Origin of the sequence: Shewanella sp. LC6, assembly GCF_006385735.2 — a bacterium.
GTDB classification, from domain to species: domain Bacteria; phylum Pseudomonadota; class Gammaproteobacteria; order Enterobacterales; family Shewanellaceae; genus Shewanella; species Shewanella xiamenensis.
Genome location: NZ_CP043902.1, coordinates 3,323,661 through 3,345,830, shown reverse-complemented (window position 1 = coordinate 3,345,830; position 22,170 = coordinate 3,323,661). Strand labels below are relative to the sequence as shown.

Annotated in this window: 18 protein-coding genes; 16 read left to right on the top strand and 2 right to left on the bottom strand. The window is 47.6% G+C overall.

Annotated features, from left to right (window positions below):
• A complete protein-coding gene (gene glnD, locus FJD32_RS15090; protein WP_047534636.1) occupies window positions 1–2,586 on the bottom strand; it encodes a bifunctional uridylyltransferase/uridylyl-removing protein GlnD in 2,586 nt (861 codons plus the stop codon).
• An 82-nt stretch (window positions 2,587–2,668) separates the two neighbouring features.
• Entirely contained in the window at window positions 2,669–3,466 is a 798-nt protein-coding gene (map, locus tag FJD32_RS15085; RefSeq protein WP_037416730.1) for a type I methionyl aminopeptidase, read from the bottom strand.
• 309 nt (window positions 3,467–3,775) lie between these two features.
• Between map and rpsB the strand changes: the two genes are divergently transcribed.
• From rpsB to dnaE, 16 genes are all read left to right on the top strand, one after another.
• Window positions 3,776–4,504, top strand: coding sequence for a 30S ribosomal protein S2 (gene rpsB, locus FJD32_RS15080; protein ID WP_011071784.1), 729 nt, complete (start codon window positions 3,776–3,778; stop codon window positions 4,502–4,504).
• A gap of 119 nt (window positions 4,505–4,623) precedes the next feature.
• Window positions 4,624–5,475 carry a translation elongation factor Ts gene (gene tsf, locus FJD32_RS15075; protein WP_037429566.1) on the top strand — a complete coding sequence of 284 codons (852 nt, stop codon included), beginning with the start codon at window positions 4,624–4,626 and terminating at the stop codon, window positions 5,473–5,475.
• Between the two features lie 70 nt (window positions 5,476–5,545).
• The gene (pyrH, locus tag FJD32_RS15070) at window positions 5,546–6,274 is read left to right on the top strand and encodes a UMP kinase (RefSeq protein ID WP_037416734.1); all 729 of its coding nucleotides are present in this window, start codon (window positions 5,546–5,548) and stop codon (window positions 6,272–6,274) included.
• 30 nt (window positions 6,275–6,304) lie between these two features.
• Entirely contained in the window at window positions 6,305–6,862 is a 558-nt protein-coding gene (frr, locus tag FJD32_RS15065; protein WP_037416738.1) for a ribosome recycling factor, read from the top strand.
• A gap of 82 nt (window positions 6,863–6,944) precedes the next feature.
• Window positions 6,945–7,772 carry a polyprenyl diphosphate synthase gene (gene uppS, locus FJD32_RS15060; RefSeq protein WP_037416741.1) on the top strand — a complete coding sequence of 276 codons (828 nt, stop codon included), beginning with the start codon at window positions 6,945–6,947 and terminating at the stop codon, window positions 7,770–7,772.
• Window positions 7,773–7,792: 20 nt separating this feature from the next.
• Window positions 7,793–8,650: a phosphatidate cytidylyltransferase gene (locus FJD32_RS15055; protein ID WP_088585825.1), complete on the top strand. Its 858-nt coding sequence runs from the start codon at window positions 7,793–7,795 to the stop codon at window positions 8,648–8,650.
• Between the two features lie 4 nt (window positions 8,651–8,654).
• Window positions 8,655–9,845 (top strand): 1-deoxy-D-xylulose-5-phosphate reductoisomerase, encoded by a 1,191-nt coding sequence (ispC, locus tag FJD32_RS15050; protein ID WP_088585824.1) that lies wholly within the window; start codon window positions 8,655–8,657, stop codon window positions 9,843–9,845.
• A 51-nt stretch (window positions 9,846–9,896) separates the two neighbouring features.
• Window positions 9,897–11,267: a sigma E protease regulator RseP gene (gene rseP, locus FJD32_RS15045; protein ID WP_088585823.1), complete on the top strand. Its 1,371-nt coding sequence runs from the start codon at window positions 9,897–9,899 to the stop codon at window positions 11,265–11,267.
• Window positions 11,268–11,298: 31 nt separating this feature from the next.
• Window positions 11,299–13,779 carry an outer membrane protein assembly factor BamA gene (gene bamA / locus FJD32_RS15040; protein ID WP_037416752.1) on the top strand — a complete coding sequence of 827 codons (2,481 nt, stop codon included), beginning with the start codon at window positions 11,299–11,301 and terminating at the stop codon, window positions 13,777–13,779.
• A gap of 65 nt (window positions 13,780–13,844) precedes the next feature.
• On the top strand, window positions 13,845–14,342 hold the full coding sequence (locus tag FJD32_RS15035; protein WP_037416754.1) for an OmpH family outer membrane protein: 498 nt from the start codon (window positions 13,845–13,847) through the stop codon (window positions 14,340–14,342).
• 3 nt (window positions 14,343–14,345) lie between these two features.
• On the top strand, window positions 14,346–15,371 hold the full coding sequence (lpxD, locus tag FJD32_RS15030) for a UDP-3-O-(3-hydroxymyristoyl)glucosamine N-acyltransferase (RefSeq protein WP_047534654.1): 1,026 nt from the start codon (window positions 14,346–14,348) through the stop codon (window positions 15,369–15,371).
• A 32-nt stretch (window positions 15,372–15,403) separates the two neighbouring features.
• Window positions 15,404–15,868, top strand: coding sequence for a 3-hydroxyacyl-ACP dehydratase FabZ (fabZ, locus tag FJD32_RS15025; protein WP_037416758.1), 465 nt, complete (start codon window positions 15,404–15,406; stop codon window positions 15,866–15,868).
• Window positions 15,865–16,635 carry an acyl-ACP--UDP-N-acetylglucosamine O-acyltransferase gene (lpxA, locus tag FJD32_RS15020; RefSeq protein ID WP_037416761.1) on the top strand — a complete coding sequence of 257 codons (771 nt, stop codon included), beginning with the start codon at window positions 15,865–15,867 and terminating at the stop codon, window positions 16,633–16,635. Before fabZ ends, lpxA begins: the two co-directional genes overlap by 4 nt.
• Before the next feature lie 133 nt (window positions 16,636–16,768).
• A complete protein-coding gene (lpxB, locus tag FJD32_RS15015; protein ID WP_088585822.1) occupies window positions 16,769–17,926 on the top strand; it encodes a lipid-A-disaccharide synthase in 1,158 nt (385 codons plus the stop codon).
• A complete protein-coding gene (gene rnhB / locus FJD32_RS15010) occupies window positions 17,926–18,555 on the top strand; it encodes a ribonuclease HII (protein ID WP_088585821.1) in 630 nt (209 codons plus the stop codon). The genes lpxB and rnhB overlap by 1 nt, the downstream gene beginning before the upstream one ends.
• Window positions 18,556–18,672: 117 nt before the next feature.
• Window positions 18,673–22,152 (top strand): DNA polymerase III subunit alpha, encoded by a 3,480-nt coding sequence (dnaE, locus tag FJD32_RS15005; RefSeq protein ID WP_037429554.1) that lies wholly within the window; start codon window positions 18,673–18,675, stop codon window positions 22,150–22,152.
• Window positions 22,153–22,170: the final 18 nt, after the last annotated feature.

Here is a 22,170-nt window from a genome sequence, read left to right as displayed (position 1 = left end):
TTAATTGGTTGACTCTGTGTTGATGGCGCTCAGTGCGCTAATCAAGGCTTCCTTGAGCGTATGCTCTTGGTTTTCATTGAGTTGCAAGCCATCATTGGTTTGCAAAATAAAAAAGTCTTCCGCTCGCTCGCCGATGGTAGTGATCTTGGCGGAGAGCAAAGTGGTGTTGCAGCGATAAAAAATATCGCCCACTTTAGCTAATAATCCCGGCGTATCCAAGGCAATGAGTTCCATCATACTTGTACCATGACGGTTACTCTCAAGGAAACTCACCTGAGTGGGAACATTAAAAGGTTTCATCTTGCGCGACAGTTTTCTAAAGCGTGGCAGTTTGGGGTTATCACTGGCGAGCGCTTTTTCAAGGGCTTTACGGATACTTTGTATGCGCGAGAGTTGGCTGACGGGTTCGCCGTCTTGCTCGAGAATAACAAAGGTATCGAGAGCATAATTGTCCTTTGATGTCATGATGTTAGCATCGTGGACGTTAATATTTTTATTATCAAGCACCGCCATCACGGTAGCAAATAACTTAGGTCTGTCCTGACAATAAACAAACAGCTCTGTGCCGCCGCGGGTCGTGTGTTTTGAAACGAGCACTAAGGGCTCATCCAACTGCTTATGCTTGAGGATGGCTTCAGCATGCCAAGCGACTTGATTGGGCTGGTGGCGCAAAAAGTAGTCGGCCTTAAAGCGTTGCCAAAGGGTATCTAAATCTTTTTCTTTAATGCCGCGCCGCAGTAGTTCTTTTTTCGCCTTGGCTTGGTATTCGCGTACTCGGGCCCGAATATCGACGGGCTTTTCTTTGCCGCGAGCGAGCACCCTTTGGGTTGAAAAATATAAGTCGCGTAGCAATGAGCCTTTCCAGTTATTCCAGGTCTTTTCGTTAGTGGCGCAGATATCGGCCACGGTTAAACAGTACAAATAACTTAAATGCACCGCATCGCGCACCTTGCTGGCAAAGTCGGCCACCACATCGGGGTCGGAAATATCACGGCGCTGGGCGGTTACCGACATTACTAAGTGATTTTCAACTAACCAAGCGACTAAGCGGCCATCGTGGTCGTTCAAGCCATGAAGTTTACAGAAGGCTAGGGCATCGCTTGAGCCAAGCTTGCTGTGATCGCCGCCGCGGCCCTTGGCGATATCGTGGAAAATCGCGCCGAGTACTAACAAACCTTTTTTCGGTAACTGATTGATAAGCACTGAGCCTAAAGGAAACTCTTCTTTTTGTTCTGGCTGCGAGAAGCGCTCGATATTGAGGAGCAATCTGTGGGTGTGTTCATCCACCGTATAGGCGTGGAACAGGTCAAACTGCATTTGGCCTTCGATATTGCGCCATGCGGGCAAATAGGCCGACAGCACCCCGTGTTTATGCATCAGCGATAAGGCTGCAATACCGCGTGGATGTTTTAAGATCTCCATAAAGGCTTGGCGGCACTGAGGATTTTCTTGCAAAGGTTGCTGCTGTGCTCGGCGAGCACGTCTCAGTGAGCGTAGGGTAGGCGCATAAATGCCTTTAATATTAGAGTTTTTCGCGACATGGACAAACAAACGTACAATTTCTTCACCGCTGTCGAATAAATCGTCACTTAGGGCCTCGATAAAGGCACCACGGCGCTGATAGTTATTGTCAATCGCTTGAATTTCTAAAGCTTTCGTTTGACCAAGAGTTGCCCGCTTAAACAGTTGCAGCAGCATTTCGTTGAGTTCCATCACGCGGCGCACCGTGCGATAGTAACGTTTCATCATCTGCTCAACAGCAAGTTGGGTCGCGTCTTCGTATCCCATCAACTCAGCCACTTGGCGCTGGACATCGAACAGCAGGCGGTTTTCATCACGCCCGACAGTCATGTGCAGGGCAAAACGCAACTTCCACAGAAAGTGCTGACACTCGAGCAGCTCTTCTAATTCGGCGGGTTCTAAAAATTCGTATTGCACCAGTTCTTCTAAGCGTGAGGCGCCAAAGTGGCGCATGGCAACCCAGGCGATGGTTTGAATGTCCCGAAGGCCGCCGGGGCAACTTTTGATATTGGGCTCAAGATCGAAGGCACTCGCCTTGGCATGGCGGGCCGTTTGTTCATCGCGCTTAGCGATAAAGAACTGACTGGAGGTCCAAAAATCGCTTTGACGAATGGCATCGTAGAGCTGGTCAAACAGACTTTCAGGCCCTGAAAGCAAGCGCGCTTCAAGCAAATTAGTGGCGATGGTAATGTCGTCTCGCCCAAGGCGTAGCGTATCATCAAGGGTGCGGACGCTATGACCAATCTCAAGACTAGCATCCCACAAAAAGGCGATAAACTCGCTGAGCGCGGCTTCCGCTACCGCAGCTAACTCGCCCTCGAAGAGGAATAGCAAATCGACATCAGAGTGCGGATGTAACTCACCGCGACCATAGCCACCAACGGCAATCAGGGCGATGGGGTATTGATCTAGGCCGTGTTGCAACCAGGCCTGTTTTATAAGGGAGTCGACAAACTGACAGCGCTGAGTCACTAGCTCTTCAATCGGGGTTTTGGCCTTGAACCTTGCTAAAAGCGTTTGATTCTGTTCGATTAATGATTGTTTAGCTAGCAGCGCTGTATTCATCGAGTCCCTTGTTTGGATGCGTTAAAATATTTGCTACCCACCAAGTTCCAATATGACCTGATGGATAGTTTAACAATTGTCATTAGTGATTAATGATCCGCGGAAAATCTTCCTCATCGCGCAGCGTCAGCACTTCAACACCGGTTTCGGTCACTAATAATGTGTGTTCCCACTGGGCTGAGTTTTTACCATCGGAAGTGGTCACCGTCCAATTATCATCGCGATCTAGCACAGTGGTGTGTCGACCCGCGTTGATCATCGGTTCAATGGTAAAGCACATACCTGGGCGTAAAATGGTGTTGTCACCATTACGGTAGTGCATCACTTGGGGTTCTTCATGGAAACCCGCGCCAATACCGTGGCCACAATAATCTTGCACGATGGAATATTTCTCAAGGCCTGTTTTGCTGGCTTTGATGAATTTTTCAATAGTATTGCCGATTTCACCTAATTTTAATCCCGGACGCACTTTACGGATCGCAAGATAGAGACTTTCTTGGGCGATGCGGCACAGACGTTTATCCTTAGGGCTGACTTCACCGATTAAGAACATTTTAGAGGTATCGCCGTGGTAACCGTCTTTAATGACGGTGATATCGATATTGAGAATATCGCCATCCTTGAGAACGCGATCGCTCGGAATACCGTGGCAAATGACGTTGTTTAACGAAGTACAAATCGACTTAGGAAAACCATGGTAGTTGAGCGGGGCAGAAATCGCGCCTTGCTCTTCGGTATATTTGGCGCAGATATCGTTTAATTCATTAGTGGTGACCCCCGCCTTAACATAAGGGGCGATCATTTCTAATACTTGTGCAGCCAGTTTACCTGCCGCGCGCATTTTCTCGATTTCTTCTGCTGTCTTAATGACTATACTCATTGCGTTTTCTCTTGTGTCTTCGGTGTCTATTGGCGCGATCAACCTAATGCAAAAATTTGTGCTTTAGGGCTATTTATGGTATAAAGCGCGCCGTTATGTTTAAGTCTTGATGAATTACCCAAGCTCAGCTTTATCTGCTTTTGGGCGATAGCAAAACTAAAGATGGCGGCCATTATACATGGCAATTTATCTAAATACTAAATCACACACGTGTCGACACATTCTTCGGGGTGCCCTCAGCTGTTAACTGCGGGGTCGAAGACATGGGATACGTGGAGGTCTAACCCCCTAAATTTTAAGGTAATAGAAATGACTACAGTTTCAATGCGCGATATGCTCCAGGCCGGTGTCCACTTCGGTCACCAAACCCGTTACTGGAACCCAAAAATGAAGCCATTCATTTTCGGTGCTCGCAACGGCGTTCACATCATCAACCTTGAGCATACTGTGCCAATGTTCAATGAAGCACTGGCTTTCATCAGCAACGTTGCTTCAAAGAAAGGTAAAGTATTATTCGTTGGTACTAAACGTGCTGCTGGCGAAGCGATCAAAGAAGCTGCTATTTCTTGTGATCAGTACTATGTTGATCACCGTTGGTTAGGCGGTATGCTGACTAACTGGAAAACCGTTCGTCAGTCAATCAAACGTCTGAAAGAACTGGAAAGCCAATCAGTAGATGGTACTTTCGACAAGCTGACCAAAAAAGAAGCGCTGATGCGTACTCGTGAGCTTGAAAAGCTGGAAAAATCTTTAGGCGGTATTAAGAACATGGGCGGCCTGCCAGACGTATTATTCGTTATCGGCGCTGACCACGAGCATATCGCTATTAAAGAAGCTAACAACCTGGGTATCCCTGTTGTTGCAGTTGTTGATACTAACTCTGCGCCAGATGGTGTTAACTACATCGTTCCTGGTAACGACGACGCGATGCGTGCTATTCGCCTGTACACTACTTCTGTTGCTGCAGCAGCTAACGCTGGCCGTGGTCAAGATTTAGCTGTTCAAGCTGAGCAAGACGGTTTCGTAGAAGCCGAATAATAATAAGGCGGGATGAGTTTCATCACCCTTATTAACCAAGATTTTGATTGGTTAACAGGGGCCATTCGGCCCCTGTTTTATATCTGCAAATTAGTCGATTTTTTAGAGAGGATTTAACAATGGCAATTTCTGCTGCCCAAGTTAAAGAACTGCGCGAGCGTACTGGCGCAGGCATGATGGATTGTAAAAAAGCGTTAGAAGAAACCAACGGCGACATGGAGTTAGCAATTGACAACATGCGTAAGTCTGGTGCTGCTAAAGCTGCTAAGAAAGCAGGTAACATCGCTGCTGACGGTACTATCCTGATCAAAAACGGTGAAGGTTTTGCAGTACTGTTAGAAGTAAACTGCCAAACTGACTTCGTTGCTAAAGATGCAAACTTCTTAGGTTTTGCTAATGCTGTTTTAGACGTTGCTGCAGCGTCTAAAGTGACTTTAGAAGACTTAAAAGCCCAATTCGAAGAAGCCCGTGTTGCGCTAGTTGCTAAAATCGGTGAAAACATCAACGTTCGTCGCGTTGAGTACATCGACGGCACTAAATTAGCTTCTTACCGTCACGGTGAGCGTATCGGTGTAGTGGTAACTGGTGACGCTGATGACGAAACTCTGAAGCACCTCGCAATGCACGTTGCCGCTTCTAAGCCAGAATACGTTAACCCAGAAGACGTTCCAGCTGACGTAGTCGCTCGTGAACAAGCTCTGCAAATCGAAATCTCTATGAATGAAGGCAAACCTGCTGAAATCGCAGAGAAAATGGTTGTTGGTCGTATGAAGAAGTTTACTGGTGAGATTTCTCTGACTGGTCAAGCTTACATCATGGAACCAAAGAAAACTGTTGGCGAATTCTTGAAAGAGAAAGGCGCGAAAGTCACTAACTTCATTCGTTTAGAAGTGGGTGAAGGTATTGAGAAGAAAGAAGAAGATTTCGCAGCTGAAGTTGCTGCTCAAATCGCTGCTTCTAAAAAGGCTTAATCGCCAACGCTAAATACCCCCAAGACCGCAGCAATGGCTGCGGTCTTGTTATGACCAGGATATAAAAATTATGAGCACCAATCCAAAACCTGCATTTAGACGCATTCTTCTAAAATTAAGTGGCGAAGCACTGATGGGCGACGAAGGCTTCGGCATCGATCCTAAAGTGTTAGATCGCATGGCTCAAGAAGTCAAAGAGCTGGTAGAGTTAGGCATTCAGGTGGGTGTGGTCATTGGTGGTGGTAATCTATTTCGCGGTGAAGGCTTAGCAAAAGCGGGCATGAATCGTGTGGTGGGCGATCACATGGGTATGCTGGCAACGGTTATGAACGGCTTGGCCATGCGTGATGCCCTGCACCGTGCCTATGTTAATGCTCGTCTGATGTCGGCTATCCCATTAAAAGGGGTGTGTGACGACTACAATTGGGCTGAGGCGATCAGCTTATTAAAATCAGGCCGTGTGGTGATTTTTGCTGCGGGTACTGGTAATCCATTCTGCACTACCGATTCTGCTGCTTGCTTACGCGGCATTGAAATCGAAGCAGAAGTCGTGCTAAAAGGCACTAAAGTTGACGGCGTTTATTCTGACGACCCGATGAAAAATCCAGAAGCAGTGAAGTACGATGACTTAACGTACACTGAAGTACTGGATAAAGAATTAAAAGTAATGGACTTAGCAGCCTTTACTATGGCGCGTGACCATGACATGCCAATCCTAGTATTCAACATGAATAAACCTGGCGCCCTGCGCCGAGTGGTCATGGGTGAAGAAGAAGGCACAATGATCAAAGCGAAATAAGTTATTCAATGACCAAGAAGGACATTTAACGTGATTGCAGATATTAAAAAAGATGCTCAAGAGCGCATGGGTAAATGCGTTGACGCGACCAAAAACCAAATGGCTAAAGTACGTACTGGTCGTGCACACCCAAGCCTACTGGACTCAATCCAAGTATCTTACTATGGCACTATGACACCACTGAACCAAGTGGCGAACGTGGGTGTTGAAGATGCACGTACTTTGTCAGTAACCGTATTTGACCGTAGTGCAATCCAAGCGGTTGAGAAAGCGATCATGAGCTCTGATTTAGGGTTAAACCCTATGTCAGCGGGTGCAACCTTACGTATCCCATTACCCGCACTGACGGAAGAGCGTCGTAAAGACTTTATCAAAGTAGTACGTGCTGAGGCCGAAGGTGGTCGAGTGGCGATTCGTAACGTACGTCGCGATGCGATTTCTGACGTGAAGAAACTCGAAAAAGCTAAAGAATGCACTGAAGATGATGTTCGCCGCTTCGAAGAGGAAGTACAAAAGTTCACCGATGCTCACATTAAGAAGGTCGATGAGATTTTAGCGGCCAAAGAAATTGAGTTGATGGAAGTCTAATCTCAAGCGCTATAAGCTAGAGTTGCTACGCCGTGTAGGGGTATACTACACGGCGTTTGTCTATTTTAAAGGGTTGTATTAGATGTCATCCACAGTGGAATTTGATCCGCAATCTAGGCCGACTGAGGCGGATGCTTGTGCTCAGACAAGCTTACCGGAGATATTACCCGAACTCGTTAAACAGTCATTACCTAAGCATGTTGCGATTATTATGGATGGTAATGGACGTTGGGCCCAAATCCAGGGCAAGCCACGAGTGATGGGGCATAAGGCTGGGGTTAAAGCGGTGAGACGTGCGGTGAGCGCGGCCAGCCAGTTAGGGATACAATCGCTGACGCTATTTGCGTTTTCTAGCGAAAATTGGCGTAGACCCGATAAAGAAGTCAGCTTATTGATGGAACTGTTTTTTACCGTATTGCAGCGGGAAATTAAGTTACTCGATAAAAACCAGGTCAAATTGAATATCATCGGCGATATCAGTCGCTTTTCTGCGCGTTTACAAAAGCAAATTCGTGCCGCAGAAGCGAAAACTGCGAGCAATACGGGATTGATATTGAATGTGGCGGCCAATTACGGCGGTCGTTGGGACATACTGCAAGCTGCGCAAAAGTTAGCTGAAAAGGTTGAAACTGGCGAAATGACCAGCAGTCAGTTCACCGAAGAAGCCTTGAGTGAACATTTGTGCATGCAAAATCAGAGTGAAGTTGATTTAATGATCCGTACGGGTGGGGATTACCGGATCAGCAATTTTGTACTCTGGCAGGCTGCCTATGCTGAGTTGGTGTTTTTGGACACCCTTTGGCCTGATTTTGATGAACAGGCTTTTCATGAAGCGATTGCCACGTTTGCCAGTCGCCAGCGCCGTTTTGGTTTGACCGGAAGTCAAATTGATGAGATGCGCGCATTGTAAAACGTCATGAGGGATTTTTTTTGCTAAAACAACGTATAATAACAGCAATTTGGTTGATTCCATTAGTTTTGGGAGCAATCTATTTACTCCCCGTTGAGTACTTTGCTTGGGCCTTGATCGCCGTGTTTCTGATCGCCGCTAAGGAGTGGGGCAGGATCATCGATAGTCAATGTGATGTCACCCAATGGAGTTTTACTTGCACGGTCGGTATTTTACTGATCGCGCTTAATTTAATTGTTCCCGCCGACACCATTTGGCTTAGGGGGCAAATTCATCCCATTTATCTTGCCGTGGTTACCATAGGTACTTTGTGGTGGATGGTGTCACTGCTGCTGGTGGTCACTTATCCTAAAAGCGCCAAATTGTGGCAAAAGAGTCCGATGCTAAAGTCCATGTTTGGACAATTGACTTTAGTACCTTGTTTTGTGGCTCTGATTGCCCTTAAATCGATTAGTTCGCAAATATCGCCTTACTATGGGGCATCGCTAGTATTATTGGTGATGTTGATCGTTTGGGCTGCGGATTCTGGGGCGTATTTTGTGGGCAAAGCTGTCGGTAAAACTAAGCTTATGCCCGCAGTTAGCCCAGCTAAAACCTTAGAGGGTTTGCTTGGTGGCCTAGTGACTACACTAATTGTTGTTGCTGGTGTTATGTATATATCCCCTGAGCAGGAGTTAGGCTTAGTGGCTGCGGTGACCATTTTTGTGGCACTGATTTCAGCCCTTGGCGATTTATCAGAGAGTATGTTTAAACGCGCTGCGTGCATTAAAGATTCGGGCACGATTTTGCCTGGACATGGCGGCGTGCTCGACCGCATCGACAGCCTGACAGCAGCCTTGCCGGTGTTTACCCTAATCTACATTGCATTTTGGATGTAACGCTATGCAAAATATGGTGATTTTGGGTGCGACAGGCTCGATTGGTGCCAGTACCTTAAGTGTGATTTCGGCCAACCCTTCAGCCTATCGAGTGTATGCTTTAGTGGCAAATGCGAGTGTCGACAAGATGCTCGCTCTGTGTTTAGCCCATCGCCCGCAGGTCGCCCATATGGTCGACCCTAATGCTGCATTAGCACTCAAGACGCAATTACCCGCGGCGCTTAATATCCAAGTCACAAGTGGCGAGGATGAGCTTATTGCCTTAGTCACCTCCTCAGTGGTTGATACCGTGATGGCTGCGATTGTCGGCGCGGCGGGTTTAGTCCCGACACTGGCTGCGGTGAAGGCGGGTAAGCGGGTATTGCTCGCCAATAAAGAGGCGCTGGTGATGTCCGGCGAACTGTTTATTGAGGCAACGAAACGCTCTGGCGCCACGTTGTTGCCGGTTGACAGTGAACACAATGCGATTTTCCAATGCTTACCCGAAGAAGTGCAGGCTAATTTAGGGCGCTGTGATTTAGCGGCGTCAGGTATTTCCCATATTTTGCTCACCGGTTCTGGTGGTCCATTTTTAAGCGCCGAGCTGTCAAGTCTTGCGGCAATGACGCCAGCACAGGCTTGCAAACATCCAAATTGGTCAATGGGTCCGAAAATCTCGGTCGACTCTGCCACTATGATGAATAAGGGCTTGGAGTTTATCGAAGCGCGCTGGTTGTTCAATACCCAAAAAGATCAACTAAAGGTGGTTATTCATCCGCAAAGTGTTATTCATTCTATGGTGCAATACCGCGATGGCAGTGTGATCGCGCAGATGGGTAACCCGGATATGCGTACGCCAATTGCGCATTGTATGTCCTATCCGCAAAGAATTCGCTCCGGTGTTGAACCTTTGGATTTTTTCAAAGTCGGACAGTTAAGCTTTTGTGAGCCAGACTTTAATCGCTTCCCCTGTTTGGCTTTAGCGATTGCCGCTTGTGCCCAAGGGCAAGAAGCGACTACGGTACTCAATGCGGCCAATGAAATCGCTGTGGAGGCGTTTTTACAAGGCAAGATTGGGTTTACCCATATCGCCAAGGTGAACGAAGCCTGTTTATCGTCGGTGCCTAAACGGGCGATGACCAGCATCGAAGATATCATTGCCCTCGATGCACAAACACGGATATATGCCCGTGAATTACTAGCGAAATTTGCTTAGGCCTCTTGTTGACGAGGCTTGAGTGGATTTACTGATGACGTAAGGAGTGGAATGTTAGATTTTTTGTGGAACTTAGGTTCTTTTATCGTAGCACTTGGGCTGTTAATTACTGCCCACGAATACGGCCATTTCTATGTTGCGCGCCGCTGTGGTGTGAAAGTTGAGCGTTTTTCTATTGGTTTTGGTAAGGCGATTTGGCGCAAAGTCGGTCAAGATGGTACTGAATATGTTATTGCCATGATCCCGCTGGGTGGCTATGTCAAAATGCTCGATGAGCGTGTTGAAGATGTCCCCGATAACTTAAAAGATCAGGCCTTTAACCGTAAAAGCGTGTGGCAACGCATAGCCATTGTGGCGGCTGGCCCCATTGCGAACTTTATTTTTGCGATTATCGCACTGTATTTTACGTATTTAATTGGTGTGCCATCGCTAAAGCCAGTCATTACCTCAACGACACCTGGCACTGCGGCGGCACAAATCCAAGTCACTGAGCCGATGCAAGTGACGGCGATTTCAGGTCAGTCGGTACGGAATTGGGAAGAAGTCAATTTGGCGCTTGTTGGCCATATTGGTGATGATAGTTTAACACTATCCCTTGCGCCCCTTAACGGTTTACAGGGACTTAATACCGATACTCGTACTTACACTTTAGACACCCGTCAATGGCGTTTCGACCCTGAGAAAGAGTCACCGATCACGGCACTGGGCTTGGGCGTGTATCGCCCTGCTATTGAGCCACAAATTGCGCTCATCAGTGAAGGCAGTGCAGCGGCTAAGAGTGATCTGAAGGTCGGTGATACCTTAGTGGCTATCAATGGCCAGCAATATACCGATTGGCAAGCTTTTGTTGACATTATTCAGCATTCTGCCAATGTGCCTGTGGAGTTAACCGTGCGCCGTAATGGCGAGCAATTTGCCATCTCTGTGACACCAGCAAGTGTTAAAAATAGCGATGGTAAAGATGTCGGCGTGCTTGGGGTGAGCCCAGCTCAGGCACAATGGCCTGACAATATGCGATTACAGCTGGAATATGGGCCAATCGAATCTTTTGCTATCGCAGCCGATAAAACATGGCAACTTGTTGTCGTGAGCTTTAAGATGATTGGTAAATTATTTACTGGCGATGTGTCAGTGAAAAACTTAAGTGGACCTATCTCAATCGCACAGGGTGCGGGCAATAGTGCAAACTACGGCTTGGTTTACTTTCTCGGTTTCCTCGCGCTTATCAGTGTCAATTTAGGCATCATTAACTTGCTGCCATTGCCTGTGCTCGATGGGGGACACCTGCTGTATTACTTCGTTGAAGTAATAACTGGTAAGCCTGTATCTGAAAAAGTACAGGAAATAGGATTCAGATTTGGGGCAGCATTACTGCTGATGTTGATGAGCATTGCGCTCTTCAATGATTTTGCCCGACTCTGAGCAAGGACAGACTAATAATTAGAAGTGCTCTATGAGATTGAATAAACTTTTTGCCTCGATGTTATTCGTCGGTGCGTCGTTTTCAGGGACTGTGTTGGCGGATACTTTCCAACCCTTTGAAGTGACCGACATCCAAGTTGAAGGTTTGCAGCGAGTCGCACTGGGTGCTGCCTTGTTAAGCTTACCAGTGAAAGTGGGCGACACTGTAGATCAGTTAAAAATTCAGCAAGCCATTAAAAGCCTGTATGCCTCAACTAACTTTGAGAATATCTCAGTCAGTCATGATGGCGGCGTGTTGATTGTCAAAGTCACCGAAAGACCAACCATCAGTGCTGTGACGTTTGAAGGCAACAAAGACATTAAAGATGAGCAGTTACAGGAAAGTCTGGACGGCTCAGGCGTTAAAGTCGGCGAATCTTTAGACCGCACAATGCTGACTGGCATCGAGAAGGGATTACAAGACTTCTACTACGGCGTGGGCAAATACGGCGCCAAAGTCGAGGCGCAGGTGATTAACTTGCCTCGTAACCGTGTCGAACTTAAGTTCAAATTTACTGAAGGTTTAGCGGCCGAAATCCGCCAAATTAACGTGGTCGGTAATCATGAGTTCACTGATGCTGAGCTTATCGGCATGTTAGAACTGAAAGATTATGTGGCTTGGTGGGATCTGTTTGGTGAGCGTCGCTATCAGAAGCAAAAGCTTCAAGCCGACCTTGAGACGATTAAAACCTATTACCACAACAAGGGTTATATTCGCTTTGAAGTTACCTCGACTCAAGTGGCGATGACCCCAGACCGTAAAGGCTTGTACATCACTATCAACGTCAATGAAGGTGAGAAGTACAAGGTAAAAGGCGTTAACCTCACGGGCGATCTGATGGGTCGTGAAGAGTTGATGAAATCGATTCTGCCTATCAAGGCGGGCGATATGTACAACGGCGGTGATGTGACCTTCACCGAAGAGATGTACAGCAAATACTTAGGCCGTTTCGGTTACGCTTACCCTGAAGTGAAAACCTACCCTGAAATTGATGATAAGACCAAGGAAGTGACCTTAAACATCAATATCAAACCTGGTAAGCGAGTGTATGTTCGCTCCATCAACTTTACCGGTAATACTGTCACTAAAGATGAAGTGATGCGTCGCGAACTGCGTCAGATGGAAGGTGCTTGGTTAAACTCAGCGCAGGTTGAGCAATCTAAAGCCCGTTTAAACCGTTTAGGCTTCTTCGAGACCGTCGATACCGAGACCATTCAAGTGCCTGGTACTGACGATTTAGTCGATGTAGCGGTTAAGGTGAAAGAGCAGCCTTCTGGCTCATTTAACGCCGGTGTCGGTTATGGTACTGAATCAGGTCTAAGCCTACAGTTTGGTGTGCAGCAAAATAACTTCCTCGGCACGGGTAACCAAGCGGGTGTGAGTTTAAGTACCAACAAGTACTCTAAAAACGTCAACTTATCTTACACCGATCCATATTGGACTAAAGATGGTGTGAGCTTAGGCGGTAGTGTTTACTGGAACGAGTTCGATGCAAACGAAGCCAACCTTGAACGCTATAAAAACAGCTCCTATGGGGTAGCGCTAAACTCTGGTTTCCCGATTAACGAATACAACCGTATCAACGGCGGTATTGGTTATCGTCATAACACGATTTCAGAAATCTCTGCCTATGAACAGGCGCTGCGTTTCTACAATATTTACCGTGAAGATGATCCAAATGCAGACTTAAGTTTTGATAACTTTGAGCTGAGTTTAGGTTGGTATCGCAGTACCTTAAACCGAGGAACCTTCCCAACAGACGGTTCATCACAGCGTTTAAGCGGTAAGATGACTGTACCTGGATCAGATCTGCAGTACTTCAAGACTGACTTCGATACCAACTACTATTTCCCTCTCAACCGCAGTCAAAGTTTTGTGGTCTTGGCACGTGGTCGTTTAGGCTATGGTAATGGTTATGGTCAATTTAACGATAATGACCAGATCCTACCATTCTGGGAAAACTATTACTCAGGCGGTAGCACCTCACTGCGTGGCTTTAAGTCTAACTCCGTTGGTCCGCGTTCCTTCTATCTTTTCCGTGGAAGTGAACCCTGTGCGCCGGATCCATCGGGCGATGGTTGTAGTTTACCGGGCGATCCAAACAGTATTCAGGTAAGCTCTGGCCGTTCAATCGGTGGTAACGCTATCGCAACTGCGAGTTTAGAGTTTATTGTACCGACGCCATTCTTGGATGAGGCTTATACCAACTCTGTACGTACCAGCTTCTTCCTCGATGCCGGTAACGTGTGGGATACCGAGTTTGACTTTGCGAAATATCAAACCTTACCCGCTGAAGAGTTTGATAAGTTACAAGACTACAGTGACCCTGCGCGTATAAGAGCATCTTGGGGGGTAAGCTTACAGTGGTTATCACCAATGGGCCCTATGGTATTCAGCTTGGCATGGCCGATTAAAGAGTACGAAGGCGATCAAACAGAGATCTTCTCGTTCAATATTGGCAAAACTTTTTAAAAGGCATACACTCGGCAAGTTTTGCTGAATATAACAAAGGTAACAAGGAGTCTATTTTGAACAAGATGGTAAACCGTGCCCTGGTGACGTTAGCTTTATTAGGTGCACCTTTAGCTGCGCAGGCGGAAAATATTGCTGTAGTTGATATGGGCGCTGTGTTTGAGCAGTTACCTCAACGTGAGCAAATCATGCAGTCTCTGAAGTCAGAGTTTGGTGATCGCATGTCTGAAGTTCAGAAAATGCAAGAAGAAATGCGCTCTCTAATGGAGAAGCAGCAACGTGATGGCGCGTTAATGAATGACACGCAAAAAACTGAGCTGGTTCGTAAAATGGAAGCGCTAAAATCTGAATATCAGTTGAAAGGTAAGGCGTTGGATGAGGACTTACGTCGTCGCCAAGGCGAAGAGCAAAACAAACTGTTAGTTAAGGTTCAAAAAGCCATTAACACTATCGCTGAAAAAGAAAAATACGATTTAGTTTTACAGCGTGGTGCAGTCATTTATGTTAAGCCAAATGCTGACATCAGTGGCAAAGTGGTTGAAGCCTTAAGCAAAGGCAAGTAATTGATGAAAAGTGTGACTTTAAAAGAGCTAAGCCTGATATTAGATGGCGTTGTCCAAGGCGATGAAACCTTAGTGATCAACAGTGTTGCAACGCTTGAACATGCCACAGCGGGACAAATCTCTTTTTTAGCCAACAGCAAATACCGTGCTCAGCTTGAGTCAACTCAAGCGAGCGCGGTGTTATTGTCGGCTAAAGATGCGCAGGACTATCCTGGCACTGCGTTAGTTGTAAAAGATCCCTATGTGGGGTTTGCTCGTGTGGCGCAGTTGTTAGATACCACGCCCAAGGCAGCGATGGGTATTCATCCCTCAGCGCAAATTGACCCTTCTGCCCAGTTAGGTGAAGGCGTGGCAATTGGTGCTAATGTGGTGATTGGTGCCAATGTTATCCTCGGTGAAAATGTACAAATTGGTGCGGGTACTGTGATTGGACAAGACTCCATCATAGGCTCAAATAGCCGTTTATGGGCCAATGTCACCCTGTATCACAATGTCCATTTAGGCCAAGACTGTATTATTCATTCCGGTGCCGTTATTGGCTCTGATGGATTTGGTTACGCTAATGAGCGCGGACAGTGGGTTAAGATCCCTCAAACTGGCGGTGTGCGCATTGGTGATCGCGTCGAAATCGGTGCTAATTCAACGATTGACCGCGGTGCATTAGGCCATACAGAAATCCACAATGGTGTGATTATCGACAACCAAGTGCAGGTCGCCCATAACGATATTATTGGTGAAAATACAGCTATCGCAGGCAGTACCACGATTGCGGGCAGTGTCACTATTGGTAAGTACTGTATTATTGGTGGAAATTGTGCCATTGCTGGCCATTTATCCATTGCCGATGGTGTGCATATTTCTGGCGCGACCAACATTACTGGTAATATGCGTGAGCCTGGTTTGTATTCATCAGCCACGGTTGCTATGGATAACAAAACGTGGCGTAAAAACACAGTTCGCTTCCGTCAATTGGATGAACTGTTCCAGCGCGTGAAGACGTTGGAAAAAAATTTAAATACACCAGAGTAATTGCCCTAAGGCAATTTTGAGGAACTAGGTTCGTGTCTAATCAAATGAACACTATGGATATTTCGGAGATCCTTAAGTATCTGCCCCATAGATATCCATTCCTATTAATCGATCGCGTACTGGATTTCACCCCCGGTGAGAGTCTCCATGCGATTAAAAACGTGACGATTAATGAGCCCTTCTTTCAGGGGCATTTCCCGATCCAGCCTGTGATGCCCGGCGTGCTGATTTTAGAAGCCATGGCGCAGGCCACTGGTCTGCTTGCTTTTAAGACCATGAGTGACGATGTGCCACCACCTGGTGTGTTGTATTATTTTGCGGGTATCGATAATGCACGTTTTAGACGTGTAGTCGAACCCGGTGATCAAATCCATTTTGAAGTCAAAATGATTAAAGAGCGCCGCGGGATTGGCGTTTTCTATGGTGAGGCCAAAGTGGATGGTGAAGTGGTTTGTTCCGCTGAAATCATGTGTGCCCGCAGAGAGATTAATCAGTGATAGATACATTAGCGTTTGTGCATCCCGATGCAAAAATTGGTAAAAATGTCACCATAGGTCCATGGAGTTATGTGGGCGCGGGTGTCGAGATTGGCGACGATTGTTGGTTAAGCTCCCACGTGGTGGTGAAGGGGCCAACGGTGATAGGTAAAGGCAACCGTATTTTTCAATTCGCCTCTGTGGGTGAAGAATGCCAAGATAAAAAATACGCAGGTGAGCCTACACGCCTTATCATTGGCGATAACAATGTTATCCGTGAGCATGTCACTATTCACCGTGGAACGGTTCAAGACAATAGCGAAACCCGTATTGGTTCAAACAACCTGTTTATGAACTACGTGCACATTGCCCACGACTGCGTGGTCGGCAATAACGTAATTATGGCCAATAATGCGTCTATCGCAGGCCATGTGCATGTCGGTGACTGGGCGATTCTCGGTGGCATGACTGGCGTTCACCAGTTTGTGCATATTGGTGCTCACGCCTTTACTGCGGGATGTTCGTTATTATTACAAGATGTGCCACCCTTTGTAATGGCTGCGGGACAACCAGCTATCCCTCGCGGCTTAAACAGCGAAGGTATGAAGCGCCGAGGTTTCTCTAAGGAAACTCAATTAGCGGTGCGCCGCGCTTATAAAACCTTATATCGTAGCAGCCTGACGGTTGAAGAAGCGGTTGAGGCACTTGCCGAAGATGCACAAAATGACGCGCAAGTTAAGTTGCTCGTTGAGTTTGTCAAATCTTCGGGTCGCGGCATTATTCGTTAGCGGCATGATGCGTTAAGAGTTTCGACTCTAGACTATGCCATTCATAGGCACTGCTTGTGACATTCTGCGTTAGAAAATGCCATGGCAGAGGTTATCGCTGCGGTGCCATTCACTTGTCAGATATGATTGGTTTATGAGCAAAAAATCTCAATTAGTGTTTGCAATGGTCGCCGGAGAACTCTCCGGCGATATTTTAGGTGCGGGTTTGATGGCCGCGCTGCAAAAAGCACATCCCAATGCCCGTTTTGTTGGTATTGGTGGACCTCGTATGGAAGCCTTAGGCTTCGAATCCCTGTTTGCGATGGAAGAATTAGCCGTGATGGGGATAGTTGAAGTGCTATCGCGCCTGCCACGCCTGCTCCATGTCCGAGCTTCGTTAATTAAGTCCATCACCGAGCTTAAGCCTGATTGCTTTATCGGTATTGATGCGCCGGACTTCAATATCGGTCTCGAGCTTAAATTAAAGGCTCAGGGGATTAAAACCGTTCACTATGTGAGTCCTTCGGTGTGGGCATGGCGGCCTAAGCGGATCTTTAAAATCGCCAAGGCCACTAATATGGTACTGTCATTATTGCCCTTCGAGAAAGCCTTCTACGATAAGCATCAAGTGCCTTGTACCTTTGTCGGTCATACCTTAGCCGACGACATTCCGCTTGAGAGTGATAAAGCAAGTGCGCGTCAATTGCTGGAGTTAGATCCTGAGGCTGAATATCTCGCGATTTTACCTGGTTCGCGCGGCGGTGAGCTAAAGCAATTGGCTGAGCCCTTTGTGAAGGCGGCGCTACTTATCAAGCAGCAATTTCCCGATATTCGCTTTGTGACGCCTTTAGTGAATCAAAAGCGCCGTGAGCAGTTTGAACAAGCGTTAAAAGATTATGCGCCGGATTTAGAAATTCACATGGTGGAAGGCAAGTCACGCGAAGTGATGGCCGCTGCCGATGGTATTTTACTCGCCTCGGGTACAGCGACGTTAGAGGCCATGCTGATTAAACGCCCAATGGTGGTGGCGTACCGCGTGAGTCCACTGACCTATCGTATTGCCAAGAGCATGATGCAGGTGAATCGTTTCTCGCTGCCAAATTTATTAGCGGGGCGAGATGTGGTACCAGAGCTCATTCAGCATGATTGCACGCCAGAGAAAATAGCTGCCGCGGTTGGCGTTGAACTTAACCGCGACTTTGCACCAATTAAAGCCGAGTTTGAACGTTTGCATCAACTGCTGCGTTGTAATGCCAGCCAAAAGGCGGCCGAGGCGGTTTTGGCTCTGGTTGATGTTAAGGATGTGAACTAATGGCGGTATTTAAGACGCTGACCGACACCGAGATCGCTGCTTTTGCATCGGTGTTAGTGGCTGGTGTCGATGAGGTTGGTCGCGGTCCCCTCGTTGGCGATGTCGTCACCGCTGCGGTGATCCTCGATCCTAATCGACCTATTTGGGGCTTAAATGACTCTAAAAAGCTCAGCGAGAAGCGCCGCGAGGCATTATTCGATGAGATTTGTGAAAAAGCCTTAAGCTTTCATGTGGGGCGGGCAAGTCCTGCGGAAATTGATGAGCTGAATATCCTGCATGCCACTATGCTTGCCATGCAGCGCGCGGTGGCAGGGCTTGCACGTGCGCCCGAGTTAGTTTTAGTCGATGGTAATCGCAGTCCGGCGTTTACTCACCAAGGGCTGTCTTTGGCGAGCCATAGCATAGTCAAGGGTGATGGCCTGATTGCCAGCATCAGTGCAGCCTCGATTATTGCCAAAGTGACCCGCGATCGGGAGATGGATGCCCTCGATGCCGCTTATCCACAGTATGGATTTGCTAAGCATAAGGGCTATCCAACTAAGGCGCATTTTGACGCCATCGCCGAGCATGGTGTGTTCGATCAATATCGTAAAAGTTTCAAACCCGTCAAGGCATTACTGGAGCGTTAACACCGATTGGGTGTTTTCACTTCAGCTTGAGAGCAAAGTCACTAGCCCAAGAGCGGTGACTTTGCTAGTCTGCTTTTTTAGTGATTGTTAACCTGCTATTCAAAGATAATTCTAATTATGTCCGATCCTCGTTTTGTGCATCTGCGTGTCCACAGTGACTTTTCTATGTCCGATGGTGTGGCTAAGGTCAAGCCAATCCTTGCTCAAGTTGAAGCGCATGGGATGGCGGCGGTGGCTTTAACAGATCAAAATAACTTCTGTGGTCTAGTGAAGTTTTACGGCGGTTGCCATGGCGCAGGGATCAAGCCGATTATCGGCGCGGACTTTTGGATGCAAGTGCCTGGTTTTGATGGCGAGTTTTGCGCATTAACCATTATTGCGATGAATAATGAGGGCTATCAAAACCTCACCCAAATCATCAGTCAAGCCTATTTACGCGGGCATGTTCAAGGTCGCGTAGTGATTGACCAAGAGTGGTTGGTCACATATAACCAAGGCATTTTGCTGCTGTCTGGGGGCAAAGAAGGGGATGTGGGTAAGGCGCTGCTGAAGGGCAACAATACTCAGGTTGAGTCGTTATGCGAGTTCTATCAGCAGCATTTTGAGGGACGTTATTTCCTTGAGTTGTTACGCACCGGACGCCCCGATGAAGAGCGTTATCTGCACATGGCGGTGGGATTAGCGCAGGAAAAGGGTATTCCTGTGGTGGCTACAAATCAGGTGGTGTTTTTAAAGCCAGAGGACTTCGAAGCCCATGAAATACGGGTCGCGATTCACGATGGTTTTACGCTCGCCGATCCACGCCGTCCTAAAAAGTACAGTGAGCAGCAGTACCTTCGCAGTGAAGAGGAAATGTGTGAGCTGTTTGCTGACATCCCCGCAGCCCTTGCCAATACCGTTGAAATTGCTAAGCGTTGTAACGTCACTATTCGTTTAAACGAATACTTCTTACCTAACTTCCCCACTGGCGATATGTCGATTGAGGATTATTTGGTTGATCGCTCTAAGAAGGGGCTCGAAGAGCGCTTAGCATTCTTATTCCCCGACCCACAGGTGCGCGCCGAGCGTCGCGGTGAATATGACGAGCGTCTCGATGTAGAACTAAAAGTAATCAACCAGATGGGCTTTCCTGGTTACTTCTTGATCGTGATGGAGTTTATTCAGTGGGGTAAGGACAACGGGATTCCCGTTGGTCCTGGTCGTGGTTCGGGCGCGGGTTCGCTTGTCGCCTATGCCCTTAAGATTACTGACTTAGACCCCCTCGAATTTGACCTGCTGTTCGAACGTTTTTTGAACCCAGAACGGGTGTCGATGCCCGACTTCGACGTTGACTTCTGTATGGATCGACGCGACGAGGTCATTGACCACGTGGCTGAGTTGTACGGCCGTGAAGCGGTATCGCAGATTATTACTTTCGGTACCATGGCGGCTAAGGCGGTTATCCGAGACGTCGGCCGTGTGCTGGGCCATCCCTATGGCTTTGTCGACCGCATTTCAAAGCTTATCCCACCCGAGCCTGGGATGACACTGGCCAAAGCTTTTGAAGTGGAACCTGCATTGCAGGAATCCTACGATGCCGATGAAGATGTCAAAGATCTTATCGACATGTGCCGCAAACTCGAGGGCGTCACTCGAAACGCGGGTAAGCACGCGGGGGGCGTGGTGATTGCGCCCACCAAGATCACCGACTTTTCGCCGCTATACTGCGACGCTGAAGGTAAAAACCCGGTAACCCAGTTCGATAAAAACGACGTGGAAACCGCAGGGTTAGTTAAATTTGACTTCTTGGGGTTAAGAACGCTCACTATCGTCGATTGGGCGCTAGAGATGATCAACAAGGTGGAGGTTAAAAATGGCCGTCCACCAATACGCATTGAAGCGATTCCGCTAGACGACCCAGCCTCGTTTAGATTGCTGCAACGTTATGAAACCACTGCGGTATTCCAGCTCGAATCCCGTGGTATGAAGGATTTGATTAAACGTCTACAGCCCGACTGTTTCGAAGATATGATCGCTCTGGTGGCATTGTTTCGCCCAGGGCCGTTGCAATCGGGCATGGTGGATAACTTTATCGAGCGTAAGCATGGCCGTGAAGAGGTGTCTTACCCCGATTCTCAATACCAGCATGAATCCTTAAAAGAACTGCTTTCGCCCACCTACGGCATTATTTTGTACCAAGAGCAGGTGATGCAGATTGCACAGGTATTGTCAGGTTATACCTTGGGCGGCGCTGACATGTTACGCCGTGCTATGGGTAAGAAAAAGCCTGAGGAGATGGCCAAACAGCGGAGTATTTTTAAAGAGGGCGCGATTAAAAACGGTGTCGACGGCGAGCTGTCGATGAAAATCTTCGACCTTGTGGAAAAGTTCGCTGGTTACGGTTTTAACAAGTCTCACTCTGCGGCCTATGCGTTAGTTTCCTATCAAACGCTGTGGTTGAAGACCCATTTTCCATCGCAATTTATGGCGGCGGTAATGTCTGCCGATATGGATAACACCGATAAAATTGTGACCTTAGTGGATGAATGCGAGCGGATGGGGCTCACCATCATTCCGCCGGATGTGAATAAGGGATTATTTAAGTTTACCGTTGATGATGATCTGCGAATTGTCTACGGCATTGGTGCGATCAAAGGCGTGGGTGAGGGACCAGTTGAGTCAATTTTAGAGGCGCGTAAAGATGGTCCCTTTGTTGATTTATTCGATTTCTGTGCCCGTATCGACCTAAAAAAGCTCAATAAACGGGTTATTGAAAAGCTTATCTGTGCGGGAGCGTTAGATTCCCTCGGACCGCACCGCGCGTCGATGATGGCAACCTTACCCGAGGCCATTAGCGCAGCAGACCAACACGCCAAGGCTGAGGCCATTGGTCAGCATGATATGTTTGGTTTGCTTAATAGCGATCCCGAGGACAGCAAGCAGCAGTTTGTTGAATGTACTCCGTGGCCGGATAAAATTTGGCTTGAGGGCGAGCGCGAAACATTAGGGTTGTATTTAACTGGGCACCCAATAAATCAATACCTTAAAGAGCTTAAGCATTACACCTCTGGGCGCTTGAAGGATGTGCATCCTACCGAACGGGGTAAAACCGTTAAGGCGGCGGGCCTCGTCGTGGCGACCAGGGTGATGCTCACTAAACGCGGCTCGAAAATGGGCTTACTGACCTTAGATGATAAGAGCGCTCGGCTTGAGGTGATGCTATTTACTGAAGCCTTTGAGAAGTTTAATCACCTGCTGGAAAAGGACCGGATCCTGATCTGTGAAGGTGAGGTGAGTTTTGATGATTTTGCCGGTGGAAACCGGATGACGGCGCGCAATATCATCGATATCAGTGAGGCGCGTAGCCATTTTGCCAGTGCATTGGAAATCGATTTAGAGGCATCGCAGCTGACCCCAAATATGCTCGAGGGCATTGAGCAGGCAATCAGTCCATGGCGTAATGGCGCTGTGCCAGTGCTGATTAACTACAGCCAAGCTCAAGCCAAGGGGCAGTTTAGATTGGCCGAAACCTGGCGAGTTAACCCAAGTGATGAGTTGGTCTTTGCCTTGGAAAGTTTACTCGGCCCGAACAAAGTGCGGATTGTATTTCCATCGTAATATCTGCCTTAAGTCGAA

Coding starts and splice junctions, on each gene's coding strand:
- FJD32_RS15035 (WP_037416754.1), top strand. CDS start 13,845: ATGGTAAACCGTGCCCTGGTGACGTTAGCTTTATTAGGTGCACCTTTA.
- pyrH (WP_037416734.1), top strand. CDS start 5,546: ATGAGCACCAATCCAAAACCTGCATTTAGACGCATTCTTCTAAAATTA.
- tsf (WP_037429566.1), top strand. CDS start 4,624: ATGGCAATTTCTGCTGCCCAAGTTAAAGAACTGCGCGAGCGTACTGGC.
- dnaE (WP_037429554.1), top strand. CDS start 18,673: ATGTCCGATCCTCGTTTTGTGCATCTGCGTGTCCACAGTGACTTTTCT.
- lpxD (WP_047534654.1), top strand. CDS start 14,346: ATGAAAAGTGTGACTTTAAAAGAGCTAAGCCTGATATTAGATGGCGTT.
- ispC (WP_088585824.1), top strand. CDS start 8,655: ATGCAAAATATGGTGATTTTGGGTGCGACAGGCTCGATTGGTGCCAGT.
- lpxB (WP_088585822.1), top strand. CDS start 16,769: ATGAGCAAAAAATCTCAATTAGTGTTTGCAATGGTCGCCGGAGAACTC.
- uppS (WP_037416741.1), top strand. CDS start 6,945: ATGTCATCCACAGTGGAATTTGATCCGCAATCTAGGCCGACTGAGGCG.
- glnD (WP_047534636.1), bottom strand. CDS start 2,586: ATGAATACAGCGCTGCTAGCTAAACAATCATTAATCGAACAGAATCAA.
- rseP (WP_088585823.1), top strand. CDS start 9,897: ATGTTAGATTTTTTGTGGAACTTAGGTTCTTTTATCGTAGCACTTGGG.
- rnhB (WP_088585821.1), top strand. CDS start 17,926: ATGGCGGTATTTAAGACGCTGACCGACACCGAGATCGCTGCTTTTGCA.
- map (WP_037416730.1), bottom strand. CDS start 3,466: ATGAGTATAGTCATTAAGACAGCAGAAGAAATCGAGAAAATGCGCGCG.
- bamA (WP_037416752.1), top strand. CDS start 11,299: ATGAGATTGAATAAACTTTTTGCCTCGATGTTATTCGTCGGTGCGTCG.
- rpsB (WP_011071784.1), top strand. CDS start 3,776: ATGACTACAGTTTCAATGCGCGATATGCTCCAGGCCGGTGTCCACTTC.